The organism is Flavobacterium sp. 2, assembly GCF_049949195.1.
In the GTDB taxonomy this organism is placed as follows: Bacteria; Bacteroidota; Bacteroidia; order Flavobacteriales; family Flavobacteriaceae; genus Flavobacterium.
Window position 1 is genome coordinate 2,755,526 of record NZ_CP188206.1, and the last position, 13,761, is coordinate 2,769,286.

Here is a 13,761-nt window from a genome sequence, read left to right on the forward strand (position 1 = left end):
AAATGTCCCATTTTCTTAAAATTGAAAATGGGACATTTTTTTTATCGCAATTTTTTCCATTAAAAAATGATGCCATTACGCTTTCCCGTAAGGAATCCCGGCTTAATTAAACTATTCTTGCACGACCAAATTTAAATTTACTCTATGAAAACAAAACTACTCTTGTTGCTGTTTTTAGCAAATTTTTCAATTTATGCCCAAACCAACTTAGTTCCAAACGGGAATTTTGAAACCTGGACTTCGTCATCGCAGCCAGACAATTGGTATCGTTATTTTAGCGGATTTGTTTCGCAAAGTTCAGTTGCCCAAAATGGCTCGTCAAGTACCAACATGATGGTTGCCAGTGGAACATTCAACTACATCAATAGTGAATATTTCCCTGTAGTGGCTGGAAAAACCTACAAGGTGACTTTATATCATAAACTGGCAAAAGGAACTTTCTCTTCTATTGATTTCAGTTTATATCATAAACCCGGAACTTTCAAAGAAGAAATAATCAAAAAATCAGATGTTACTTTTTCGACTACAGAATGGAGAAAAATTGAATTTGATTATACTCCAACTGTTTCTGAAAATGTTGAAGTTGATATCTGGACTACTGGTTCTCTTAATTCTGAGATTTTGGTAGACAATATCTCTATGGTAGATATTAATGAAGTTCCTGTACAATATACATTAATTCCGGATGTAAATTTTGAGAAAAAACTTATTGCTTTAGGAATTGACTCTGGCGCAACTGATGGAAAAGTATTAACCTCTAAAGTTGCTACTCTTGCTACATTATCAATTACCAATAGTTCAATTACTGATCTAACAGGTATTCAGGATTTTAAAGCTTTAACTTATTTAGATGTTACAAACAACAAACTTGGCTCTATAGATGTGTCTAAAAACACAGCTTTAAAACAATTGAGAACCTCATGGAACCCAATAAAAACCCTTGATGTTTCTAAAAACGTTTTGTTGTACGAATTAGGTTGTTATTCAAACGATCTGACCGTTTTGGATCTTTCTGCAAACATCAATCTTACAAACTTACAATGTAGCCAAAATGCACTGACAACGCTAGATGTTTCAAAAAATACAAAACTTACTGTCTTAGTTTGTTCATCTAATAAACTTCAAACTGTCGATACATCAAAAAATCCTGATTTGCTTTCTTTTGAATGTTTTCAAAATCAGATTACAAGTCTTGATGTTTCTAAAAACACAAACCTTAATACTTTTAGATGTTTTTCAAACAAGTTGACAAGTTTAGATTTATCAGGAAATCCAAAATTAAGAATACTTGAATGTGAATACAACAACCTGAGCGCTTTAGACGTATCTAAAAACCCAGAATTGACAAGACTTGAAGCAAATAACAATAGCAATCTTAGCCAGGTAAATCTAAAAAATGGAAAAAACACACTTATAAAAGCAAGTGATTTAATTCTGACACCAAACCCATCTCTAACCTGTATACTTGTTGATGATGTTGCGTATTCGAATACTAACTGGTCTGCTAGTAAAGAATCTTCTGCTGATTTTTCGACTACAGAATGTGCTGCTCCTGCTTACACACTTATTCCTGATATAAACTTTGAAAGAACTTTAATCAAAAAAGGAATTGACGCTGTTGAAGATGGAAAAGTGTTAACTAAAAGAATCGCTTCAATTACAATTTTGAATCTAAGCGACTACTATACTAATTTAAAAATTGAGGATTTAACCGGACTTCAGGATTTTGCTGCTCTTGAAGAATTAACGTTACCGAATAACGGAAATGGTGTCTTAACTAGCATTGATGTTTCTAAAAATTTAAAATTGAAAAAATTAAATTGTAATTCTAACAAACTTGCCAGTTTAGATGTTTCTAAAAATTTAGCTTTAACAGACTTAAATGTTTATTACAATAATTTAACGACATTAGATGTATCAAAAAATCTAGAACTAAAAAGCCTTACTTGCTCTCTTAATAGATTAACGACATTAGATGTATCAAAAAATCTAGCTCTTACAGAATTATATGCTGAAGGATCAAACAAAGAAGGCTCCTATTCATCACAACAAGGTTTGCTGACAACTATAGATCTTTCTAAAAATCTGGAATTAGAAAGACTGAGCTTGGCCTCGAATGAAAAAATAGTTAATCTTGATGTTTCTAAAAACATAAAATTAAAACATATTTCGGTAAATGGAAATGGATTAACTAAAGTGGATTTCTCTGCAAATCCACTTTTAGAAAGTCTGTATTGCAACACAAACAAGCTAACTAGTTTAGATCTTTCTAAATACCCGGCTTTGACGACATTAGACTGTTCTTATAATCAAATCAAAACTATTGACGTATCTCAAAAAACAAATTTGAAATTTCTAAATGTTTGGTCTAATGAACTAACCTCTTTAGATGTTTCTAAAAACACTGCGTTAGAACGTATTTATTGTCCTTATAATAAGCTTACTACATTAGATTTGTCTAATAATCCTAATTTGCTTCAGGTTCTTTGTACTGGTAACAATTTGATGAAGTTAAATTTAAAAAACGGTGGAAACACAAAAATGACAAATCAGAGTTCCAGTTTATTTGGAGGCAATCCTAATTTGACTTGCATATTAGTTGATGATGTTGCCTATTCTAATGCAAACTGGTCTAATTTTAAGGATCAATTTGCAAATTATAATACAGAATGTGAATTTAGCTTAGGTCCAAAAAATTTCGCTATCGAATCTAAAGGAGAAACTTGTACTGGAGAAAACAATGGACAAATCACTGTTACTGCAACTGCCCAATTACCATATACAGCAACCGTAAACGGAACTTCAAAAACATTTGTAAATAACAGTTTACAAATCACAAACCTTGCTCCGGGAACTTATACTGTAATTATTGCCGTTACAGGAGAAACTTATGAGCAGACTTTTAATATTGTAATTCCAAAAGCGGCAACTATAGCAGGAAAATCAACTATCGCTTCTAAAAAAGTAGAAGTTGAAATTACTGAAGGAACAGCTCCATTTACTGTATTTGTTAATGGTGAAGCTCAATTTCAAACAACTGATTCTAATTTCAGTTTAGAATTAGATCAGGCTGGATTAGTCGAAGTTGCAACTTCAAAAGCCTGCGAAGGTATTTTTGCCAAAAAAGTTTCTTCTTCAGAATTAGGAACAATGCTTTCTGCGTATCCAAACCCAACTTCTGGTGATGTTGAAATTGAAATCCCAAACAGCAAATCAGAAACTGTAATCGAAATTTTCAACTTTGGAGGACAAGTAGTTTCTAGAGGAACTTATAATACAGAAAACGGAAGCGCATATCTAAATCTTGCTAATCTTCCATCTGGAATTTATGCGGCAAAAATCCATCTTGAAACTCCGGAATACGTTAAAATTATAAAAAAATAAAAATGAAGAATTTTATATATCTATCAATAATCAGTGCTTTATTTATTTCTTGTGGAGGAGGTTCAGATGATCCAAATCCAACACCTACAGAAAACGTAGCGCCAAGTGTACCTGTATTAACTTCTCCGGTTGACAATAAATTATGTTTAGAAAACACGGTTTCGTTTTCATGGAATAACTCTACGGATGAGAATAAAGATGCAATAACTTATCAAATTCAAGTTGCAAAAGACAATGCTTTTACACAAATCGTTAAAACATTTGATGGAGCAGATAATACTGCCTCAATTGCATTAGACAAAAACACAGCATTTTACTGGAGAATAAAAGCAATAGACAGCAAAGGCCTGACAAGTGCTTATTCGTCTGTTTTTAAGTTTTATACTGCTGGCGATGCGGTTGTAAATCATCTTCCATTTGCTCCAGAATTGGTTGCTCCAGTTTTAAATTCTGCTTTAAATGCAGGAACTGTTTCTTTAAAATGGAATGCTTCTGACGTTGATACCGCAGATGCTTTAACTTATGATGTTTATTTTGGAACAGCAAATCCGCCAACAGCTAAAATTGCTGAAAACAAATCTGAAAAGACATTTGATACCACAATTGAATCTGGAAAACAATATTTCTGGAAAGTTGTTGTAAAAGACAATAAAGGAGGCGAAACTGTTGGTCAGGTTTGGAAATTTAAAGCCAATTAACATTTTTTAACCACAATTTAATTAACCTAAAAGATCCCGTTTTCATTCAGTTGAAAATGGGATTTTTTTATAATAGCGCATCACATTGCATTTTTATTTCTAACTTTAATCTTACAAGCTGACAACCAAAGAAATAAAAACCGATATGAAGAAAATCATACTTTTATTTTTTCTTTTATTTTTCTTCAAAACCAGTGCGCAGACCTCTGATACATTAGTATTAAAAAACAATGATATTCTTGTTGGCGAAATAAAAATAATGAACAAAGGCGTTGTTCAAATTGAAACCGATTATAGCAAAGATGATTTTAAACTGGAGTGGAAACATGTAAAAAGCATTGGCTCAGAAAGAATTCATATTATCAATTTGATCAATGGAGTTCTCTTAAATGGAAAAATTACAAAAACCAATGCTCCTTATAAATGCGAAATTACAAATGTCGAAACACAGACTAAATCCATAATCGACCTTGCCGATATTGTATATATAAAACCCGTTGACGAAAGTTTCTGGGACAGACTTGACGCCAGTTTTGATGTAGGAATAAAATTGACTAAAGCGCAAAACTTACAGCAATTAACGGCAAACGTAAACTTAGGCTACACGTCCAAAAGATGGTACGGCACGGCAATGTACAAACATCTGCAATCGATTCAAGATGACAGCGACCCAATTCGAAGAATTGATTCTGAATTAAGCTATGTTCATTTGCTCCCGAAAGATTATTTCATTCCATTATCGATTACTACTTTATCTAATACCGAACAGGACATCGATTTGCGTGTCATATCTAAAGCAGGATATGGAAAATTTCTTATACACAGCAATAAAAAATATTGGGGAGTTGCCTCAGGATTATCCTTTAACCATGAAAAATTTAAAGATACAAGCGAACCCAATAAAAGTTTAGAGCTTTTCATTGGAACCGATTTTAATCTGTACGATATTGGCGATTTCAGCATTCAGACAAAAGCAACTGTTTTTCCAAGCATTACCGAAAGCAAAAGGGTCCGTACCGATTTTTCTTTAGACACAAAATATGATCTGCCATTGGATTTTTTCATCAAGCTTTCGTTTGTTTATAACTACGACAATAAACCAAAACCAGGAGCATCAAAAGATGATTATGTTTTCCAGACCACCTTTGGATGGAAATTAAACTAAAACTTAAACACAAAAAGAAAGAGCTGTCAAAAACTGACAGCTCTTTCTTCAATTGTAATTAAAAAGTAAATTATGAGTTACCGCACAATGCAGTATAATCATCAAACATTTTGATGTAAGTCTCTTTGTTTTCGTGATCGTAAACTCCTTTTTCGATGTTCTCGATCATTTTTGGACAATCAGAGAAATATTCTTTTAATGCTTTTCTTCTTCCTAAGAAAACTGGCGGAATAAAAAATTCTTCCTGAACATGTTTTTTCAAAACATAAGCATCTTGTGGGAAGAACTCATGATATAAAGAAACTTTTCCTCCTTTTTTAACTTCTTCAAACATTGAATATCTTTTTGAGCTTGTTTCTTGCTTGTTCATGTCAAATGAAACCAAAGAAACTCCTCTTCCTGTTTTACCTACAATGTACATTCTTCCTTCTTCATCTTTGATATTAACTACTTTCTTCAAGTTAGTTCTTTCTGGTTTTTTCTGTCCTTCAACATAGATATAAACACTACTTTTTTCAGAACCAATACCATCCATCATCGATCTCAAGCCAGATACTGTTTGTTCTGTTCTCAAATCTACCAACTCTGGGTAATCACTGATAATTCTAACTTTACCTTTCCAAACTTTAGAATCTGTATCTAAAACTTCACCTGGAAATTCTGCATATCTAAACGCTGTTGGCGCTTTTTTGTATGATGCCAAAACTGGTTCTTGAGGAATTGCCTCGATAGTAAATGTCTTTTCAGTAAGTTTTTTGTATTTTTCAATATCCTCAACTAAAGTTGACATGTATGGATAATCATTTCTCATACCCAAAAAGCTTTTTTCATTTTCTTTTACTCCAGGTAAATATTTTGAAGCTTCTTCAACATTTCCTAAAAGAATATAAGTTGCCGCCAAGTTGTAGTTAGCACTAAATCTAATTTGTTTTGCTAAATCTTCATCATCTTTATCTTGAAAATTCACAAGGTCTTTCCAGAATTTTTGAGCTTCTCCAAACAAATCTGCCCAGTTTTCTCTGTCTACATCAACTAGAGTTGGCATTACTTGAAGTGACTGATTGTATTCTTCAATATTAAATGTTGATTTTGATTTTTTCTTTTTCTCAATATCAGAATATCTCAGCTTTGTAATTTTTGGTCCATACAAATAGAAACCTTCAAATTCTTCAATCATACTGTAGAAATTGTCAGTCAAGATTTTATACGTCAAATTCTCATAAGTCTCTGTTGGGTTTGTAACATACATACAAACTTTAGGAGTTGTATATCTTTTATAGATTACTTTTCCAGCTTTATCTGTAATTTCCAAATTAGACTCTAAACCAATATAATAAGCCGGTGCTTTTTGGTAGTAAGTCTGTACATATTCTTCATCGTTTACAAGTTCAAAACGAGTCAAATTATATTTTACTTTAAACTCACCTTCTTTTTGTTTTTTCAAACCCGAAATCGAAAAAGCTTCATAAAACTTCTCTGAAGAGTATGGCGCTTTTTTGTTATTCATACTACTTTCCAAACCTGGTGCAAGATTCAAAATCATTTCATATGATTTGTAATTTCCGTATTCAGGATTTGTTGGAGGTACAGGACCTCTTAAATTTAATGGGTTACTTATAGTAGCTTTACCAAACCAGCCAGTAGATTGACCACTAACAATTTGATTGATACCTGTAAGCATTAACAACAAAACAACTTGTGTAATTTTTTTCATAGTATTTTATTTAAGAACTGGATTATGCGTAGTATTTGTTTTTGCAGCTTTAAAACTTGCAATTAATTTGTTCGCTTTTTCAATTATTGCTTTTCCATCACTTTTGTCATAATCATTCTCGATTAATTTTTCAGATTCAGTAATAGCTTTTTCTGGCTGATCTAACATTAAGTAAATAACAGCTAAATTAAAGTAAGCTGAATATCTCATTTTTCGAGATGGTTTATTGTCCTCAGTATATTTTGTTTTCAATGAATCAAAATACTCAATTAAAGGTTGCATATTAGATTTCAAGTCATCTATTGGCTCATCAGCTTTCATGGTAGCAAATAAAGCTTTTACAGCCTGAATTGCTTCAATTTGTGTTTTTCCTTCATCACTTTTAGCATCCAAAATCCAAAGAATTTCATTGTCGCTTTTAGCTCTATAACCATAAGTTGAATTAACATTATAACTGAAAGTGCTCAATGAATTATCTGAAAAACTTCTCAGCATTTGATCACGAATAGCACCTTTATTGATATAAAAATCTTTTAATGCAGCTGATGAAGTTTCATATTCTGAAGATTTATACTCCAATTCTCCGTTAAAACTTAAGTTAAAACCTTCTGTTGCTGCCGCAACTACTGATGCTGAAGTTGTATCTTTTTTGATTACTGCATTTTTCAAAAACCTGTTTGTTGTTGGTGGCGCTTCTGCTGGTTTTGCCTGCTCAACTGGTTTTGCAACTACAGCTACTGGAGTAACTGGACCCTTTACCTTAGCATAACCTCTGGTTGCATATTTTGCTGAAACAAAATGGTAATCTTTTCTGCTGATTACTTTACCATCTTTATCTCTTTTCTCGTCAGTTCTTATTCCTGGAGTAGCTCCTTTTTCAACAAAATCTTCTAAGTTAAGTTCAATTTGTACGGTACCGCCAGTCTCTACTTTTTTCCAGCCAGCGATACGAATTTTATCATTAAGAGTAGCCGGATCAACGTAAGATTGTATCGCCCCTCCACATTTTACTGTTGAAGAATAAGTTCTTTTTTCATAAGGAACACCTTCTTTTGGAAGAATTTGATAATTCACATTAAAATAAAAACGATCCAAATCTACTTTTTGTGCTTTTACACCAAAAAAAGACATGAACAAAACGAAAAGTATTGCTTTTTTCATAGGTTAAGTATTAATAAATTTTGATGCACAAACCTATTTATAATATTTCTAAAAAACAACTTTATATGACTATCAATTGAAGAAGATTGTGTTAAATTTCACACATTCTAAAACTTTGGGGGAATGACAGTTGTAAGAATTTACTTCAACCAAAACACGTAGTGAAATTAACCAAAAATAACTTACTCCGTAGTTATATGACTACAGACTTTTCTTAATTAAATATAATAAAAAAAACTCCTGCTCTTTCTGTTCAAAAAGCAGAAGTTTTATTTTTTATAAAAAATCTAAAGAATATCTTCACAAGTAAATACTTCTTTTAGACGAACACCTTTTTCAGTGTGTTCAACCGTTATAATTTGGTTATGAGCATCGTGCTCTAAGAAGAGATAATAATTTTGATCAGCGGCTGCATTTAACAATTTGGCTTTTTCAGGCATCGTAAGTAATGGCCTTGTGTCATATCCCATTACATACGGAAGCGGAATATGTCCGGCTGTCGCCAATAAATCAGCACAAAAGACAATTGTTTTATCTTGATATTTTATATGCGGAATCATTTGCTTTTCAGTATGCCCGTCAACGTAAAAAATATCAAAATCTAATTCTTTTGAAAAACCAAAATCACTTTTCGGTCTTTCAACAAAATTCAATTGTCCGCTTTCCTGCATCGGCAAAATATTTTCTGCTAAAAATGAAGCTTTTTCACGAGCATTTGGTTTTGTGGCCCATCCCCAATGATTTTCATTCGTCCAGAATTTTGCATTTTTAAAAGCCGGTTCATAACCTGTTTTATCAGAATTCCACTGAACACTTCCGCCACAATGGTCAAAATGCAAGTGCGTCATAAAAACATCGGTAATATCATCTCGGTGAAAACCGTATTTTGCAAGTGATTTATCTATGGAATGTGAACCCCAAAGCGAGTAATATCCAAAAAATTTCTCTGATTGCTTGTCGCCCATTCCGGTATCAATCAAAATCAGGCGATTTCCATCTTCAATAAGTAAACAACGCGCTGCAATATCAATTAAATTATTGGCATCAGCAGGGTTGGTTTTGTTCCAGATTGTTTTAGGAACAACACCAAACATGGCGCCTCCGTCTAATTTAAAATTTCCAGATTCGATTGGATAAAGTTTCATAAAAATAATTTCTAGTAAGCAAACAAAGCTAGGAAATCCTGTCTCTTTAAACTAAAAATTCGTTGTAAAACTTTTTGAAGCGCTATTCTAAAGTAATCGAAGAACTGCCCATTATTTCTTGTTTGTCAAAGAAATTGACAAAATAAGTTCCTTTTTTAAACTTGGCTAAATCATCATTTAAAACACCATAAACATTGGCCATTTTCCCTTGGTAATCAACACCAACTAAAAAACTATAAACCAAGGCTTTATCATTACTAAATTCAATTAATTTATTTTCGCCTAAAACAGTATTTTTTTGATCTAAAACCTGAATATAGTAAACTCTTTTTCCTGTTTTTGCAACCGAATTTCCGTTAACAGAAAAACTAATTTTAAGCTTATCCGTGTTTTTAGCTTTAGTAGTTTCCTGCTCTTTTCCCGAACTTTTTTCATTAAAAGCAGTCACTTTAAAATTACCTAAAGAAAGTCTTGAAGCATCTTTTAAAGTAGATTCCAGCTTTTTTTGTTTTGAAATAAGCGTATCATTTTCTGCTTTTTGCTTGTACATTACTACATTCTGACTTTCAATTTCAGTAAGCAGGTTTTTATTTTGAGATTTCAATTTTTTAATTTCTGCAACTTTTTGATCCAATGAAACTTTTAAATCCGATAGTTGTTTACGGTAAATTTTAATCTGTTCTCCCGAAGGATTCTTAGAAGCTTTTATGATTTCCATCAAATTCTCAATATTCTTTTTTTGGAGTTCCAATTCTTCAGAAAGTGCAGTTTTTTCAAAAATGGCAACATCATAAGCTAATTTCAAATTATTCAAAGAATCCAATATATTTTCCCGATCGAGAGTTTCTGGGCTCGATCCCGTTATCTCTAATCTACTGGTAGAAGGTTGTTCTATGATATCATTTGGTTCGTTGCTAAAGATCAAATATGTGGCACCTATCCCAAAAATAAAAATTATTGCAAAAAGGGCTTTAATCCAGCTATCTTTGTGGTTTTTCTTCATGATAACTCATAATTTTCTGCAAAAGTACCAAAAATTTAAAACTAAGCACAGGTAAAAATACGGTATTTTAACGCTTTAATACAACAATTAATAATTTAGAAACATACAAACTATGTTTTTGTAAGTTTCTTTTTATTTACTTAAGAATTTGGCATTTTTAAAAGAATTTTTGAACACAAAATAACTTCTATCTATTTTAACATTTGTTATAATAATGTGAACCGTTATGGAAAAAGGTTTTTAAGTCGTATCTTTGCAGACAATTTCATTTGAACATTGATAGACAGCTGTTTAAATTGTAATAATTTGATTACTTTTTTAAACATTTCTAACAATAAAAGAAAATTAAAAACCATAAACACAATGATAAAAGTTTCTGATACAGCCAAAAAGAAAATCATCGATTTGATGACCGATGATGGTTTTGACGCCGCACATGACTACGTACGTGTGGGAGTGAAAAGTGGCGGATGCTCTGGATTGTCATACGATTTGAAATTTGACAAAACCAAAGGCGATGATGACAAGATATTCGTAGATAATGACATACAAATAGCAGTTGAAAAAAAATCATTTTTGTATTTAGCCGGAACAATTCTTGAATTTTCAGGCGGATTAAACGGAAAAGGATTTGTTTTTAACAACCCAAATGCCAGCAGAACTTGCGGATGCGGAGAATCATTTTCTCTTTAGTCAAAAGCTGAAAGTCGTAAAGTCATAAAGACTAAATTGACTTCAAACTTTGGACTTTAAAACTACTTAGACAATAACAAAATAATGAGCAAATACACAGAAGACGATTTAAAAATCGAACTCGAAACTAAAGAATACGAATACGGATTTTATACCAATATAGAATCTGAGACGTTTCCTATTGGCTTAAACGAAGACATCGTGAGAGCTATTTCTCTTAAAAAAGAAGAACCTGAATGGATGACCGAATGGCGCATCGAGGCTTTCCGTGCCTGGAAAGAAATGATCGAGCCAGAATGGGCAAATGTTCATTACGAAAAACCAGATTTTCAGGCGATTTCTTATTATTCGGCTCCAAAACAAGTAGATCCTAACAAAACTTTGGACGATGTTGATCCGGAATTATTAGAGATGTACAAAAAACTTGGAATTTCTGTTGACGAACAAAAAATGATGAACAATGTCGCTATGGATATTGTAGTCGATTCTGTTTCTGTAGCAACGACTTTCAAGAAAACTTTGGCAGAAAAAGGAATTATTTTCTGTCCAATTTCTGAAGCGATCAAAGAACATCCTGAATTAGTAAAAAAATATTTAGGAACTGTTGTACCTCAAAAAGACAACTTCTACGCAGCGTTAAACTCAGCAGTTTTCTCTGACGGAAGTTTCTGTTATATTCCAAAAGGCGTTAAATGTCCAATGGAACTATCAACTTATTTCAGAATCAATCAGGCAGGAACTGGACAATTCGAAAGAACTTTGGTTATTGCTGACGAAGGAAGCTACGTTTCTTACCTTGAAGGATGTACTGCTCCAAGCCGTGATGAAAATCAATTACACGCTGCTGTGGTTGAATTAATTGCTTTGGATGATGCTGAAATTAAATATTCTACTGTTCAAAACTGGTTCCCTGGAAACAAAGAAGGAAAAGGTGGAGTTTACAACTTCGTAACCAAAAGAGGTTTATGCGAAACAAACGCTAAAATTTCTTGGACACAGGTTGAAACAGGTTCTGCTGTAACTTGGAAATATCCTTCTTGTGTATTAAAAGGAGATAATTCAGTAGGAGAATTTTATTCTATCGCCGTTACTAATAATTATCAACAAGCTGATACCGGAACTAAAATGATCCATTTAGGAAAAAACACTAAATCGACTATTATTTCTAAAGGTATCTCGGCTGGAAAATCGCAAAACAGTTACCGTGGTTTAGTGCAGATTTCGCCAAGAGCGGAGAATGCAAGAAACTTTTCGCAATGTGATTCTCTTTTAATGGGAAATAATTGTGGAGCGCATACTTTCCCTTACATCGAAAGTAAAAATCCATCTGCAAAAATCGAGCACGAAGCAACGACAAGTAAAATTGGAGAAGATCAAGTTTTTTATTGCAACCAAAGAGGTATTCCAACTGAAAAAGCGATTGCCTTAATTGTAAACGGTTTCAGTAAAGATGTATTGAATAAATTGCCAATGGAATTTGCAGTTGAAGCTCAAAAATTATTAGAGATTTCTTTAGAAGGTTCTGTAGGATAATTTAAAGATGGAAAATAAAAAAGTCATCATTTTAGGTTCTTCCAGAAAAAACGGAAACACAACCAAAATTGTGGATGAAATTTCTAAGGAGCATCACATCGATGTCGTGAATCTAAGTGATTACAATATTTCGTATTACGATTACGAAAGCAAAAATATAGACGATGATTTTCTTCCTTTAATAAGAAGAATACTGGAAGAGTACGACACCTTAATTTTTGCAACGCCGGTTTATTGGTACAATATGAGCGGAATTATGAAGGTCTTTTTCGACAGGATTTCAGATTTAATCCGAATTGAAAAAGAAACCGGAAGAAAGCTAAGAGGAAAGAAAATTGGAGTGATTACAAACTCACACGATAATGAAATCGAAGATAGTTTTTACATCCCGTTTCAAAAATCAGCCGATTATTTAGGCATGGAATATTTAGGACACGCGCATTTTAATGCCAACATCCTAAACCAACAAACAAAAATAGAATTGACATTTATATAAAATAAAAAACAATGTTATCAATAAAAAACCTTCACGCCGCGATTGGTGATAAAGAAATCCTGAAAGGAATTAATATAGAAGTTAAAGCTGGAGAAGTTCATGCTATCATGGGACCAAACGGTTCTGGAAAAAGTACACTTTCTGCTGTTATTGCAGGAAACGAAAACTACGAAGTTACAGATGGAGAGGTAATTCTAGACGGAGAAGATCTTGCTGATTTAGCTCCTGAAGAAAGAGCACATAAAGGTGTTTTCCTTTCGTTTCAATATCCGGTAGAAATTCCTGGAGTTAGCGTAACTAACTTCATGAAAACTGCCATCAACGAAACTCGTAAAGCAAACGGACAAGAAGAAATGCCGGCAAACGAAATGTTGAAAGTAATTCGCGAGAAATCGGAATTATTGGAAATTGACCGTAAATTTTTATCTCGTTCTTTAAATGAAGGTTTTTCTGGAGGAGAGAAAAAAAGAAACGAAATTTTCCAAATGGCAATGTTAGAGCCAAAATTGGCTATCCTTGACGAAACCGATTCTGGTCTTGATATCGATGCTTTAAGAATTGTGGCTAACGGAGTTAACAAATTAAAAAGCGAGAAAAACGCTATTATCGTTATCACGCACTACCAACGTCTATTAGATTATATCGTTCCTGATTTCGTTCACGTTCTTTACAACGGAAGAATCGTAAAATCTGGTGGAAAAGAATTGGCTTACGAATTAGAAGAAAAAGGATACGACTGGATTAAAGCAGAGAACTAAAATTTGTTTCA

Annotated in this window: 11 protein-coding genes; 7 read left to right on the plus strand and 4 right to left on the minus strand. The window is 32.8% G+C overall.

The genetic code is table 11. The features are described 5' to 3' along the window. Positions 1-144 precede the first annotated feature (144 nt). The 3 genes from ACNFIH_RS11790 (at position 145) to ACNFIH_RS11800 (ending at position 5,247) form a co-directional block, all read left to right on the plus strand. The gene (locus tag ACNFIH_RS11790; RefSeq protein WP_426483299.1) at positions 145-3,384 is read left to right on the plus strand and encodes a T9SS type A sorting domain-containing protein; all 3,240 of its coding nucleotides are present in this window, start codon (positions 145-147) and stop codon (positions 3,382-3,384) included. A gap of 2 nt (positions 3,385-3,386) precedes the next feature. Then, positions 3,387-4,082 carry a hypothetical protein gene (locus tag ACNFIH_RS11795; RefSeq protein ID WP_426483300.1) on the plus strand — a complete coding sequence of 232 codons (696 nt, stop codon included), beginning with the start codon at positions 3,387-3,389 and terminating at the stop codon, positions 4,080-4,082. Positions 4,083-4,227: 145 nt separating this feature from the next. After that, entirely contained in the window at positions 4,228-5,247 is a 1,020-nt protein-coding gene (locus tag ACNFIH_RS11800; RefSeq protein WP_426483301.1) for a DUF481 domain-containing protein, read from the plus strand. Positions 5,248-5,317: 70 nt separating this feature from the next. Here ACNFIH_RS11800 and ACNFIH_RS11805 read toward each other — a convergent pair whose 3' ends face one another. From ACNFIH_RS11805 to ACNFIH_RS11820, 4 genes are all read right to left on the minus strand, one after another. Continuing rightward, a complete protein-coding gene (locus ACNFIH_RS11805) occupies positions 5,318-6,961 on the minus strand; it encodes a hypothetical protein (protein ID WP_426483302.1) in 1,644 nt (547 codons plus the stop codon). A gap of 6 nt (positions 6,962-6,967) precedes the next feature. Further along, entirely contained in the window at positions 6,968-8,122 is a 1,155-nt protein-coding gene (locus ACNFIH_RS11810) for a hypothetical protein (RefSeq protein ID WP_426483303.1), read from the minus strand. Between the two features lie 287 nt (positions 8,123-8,409). Then, complete coding sequence (locus ACNFIH_RS11815; protein ID WP_426483304.1) at positions 8,410-9,267, minus strand: MBL fold metallo-hydrolase; 858 nt, start codon at positions 9,265-9,267, stop codon at positions 8,410-8,412. Between the two features lie 82 nt (positions 9,268-9,349). Beyond that, the gene (locus ACNFIH_RS11820; RefSeq protein WP_426483305.1) at positions 9,350-10,270 is read right to left on the minus strand and encodes a hypothetical protein; all 921 of its coding nucleotides are present in this window, start codon (positions 10,268-10,270) and stop codon (positions 9,350-9,352) included. 363 nt (positions 10,271-10,633) lie between these two features. Between ACNFIH_RS11820 and ACNFIH_RS11825 the strand changes: the two genes are divergently transcribed. The 4 genes from ACNFIH_RS11825 to sufC all read left to right on the plus strand — a co-directional run bounded on the left by ACNFIH_RS11825 (position 10,634) and on the right by sufC (position 13,750). Then, on the plus strand, positions 10,634-10,963 hold the full coding sequence (locus ACNFIH_RS11825) for a HesB/IscA family protein (protein ID WP_026727150.1): 330 nt from the start codon (positions 10,634-10,636) through the stop codon (positions 10,961-10,963). Between the two features lie 84 nt (positions 10,964-11,047). Then, the gene (sufB, locus tag ACNFIH_RS11830) at positions 11,048-12,496 is read left to right on the plus strand and encodes a Fe-S cluster assembly protein SufB (RefSeq protein ID WP_426483306.1); all 1,449 of its coding nucleotides are present in this window, start codon (positions 11,048-11,050) and stop codon (positions 12,494-12,496) included. A gap of 7 nt (positions 12,497-12,503) precedes the next feature. Next, positions 12,504-12,992, plus strand: coding sequence for a flavodoxin family protein (locus ACNFIH_RS11835; protein ID WP_426483307.1), 489 nt, complete (start codon positions 12,504-12,506; stop codon positions 12,990-12,992). Between the two features lie 11 nt (positions 12,993-13,003). Beyond that, on the plus strand, positions 13,004-13,750 hold the full coding sequence (sufC, locus tag ACNFIH_RS11840; RefSeq protein WP_057121683.1) for a Fe-S cluster assembly ATPase SufC: 747 nt from the start codon (positions 13,004-13,006) through the stop codon (positions 13,748-13,750). The last annotated feature ends 11 nt before the right edge of the window (positions 13,751-13,761 follow it).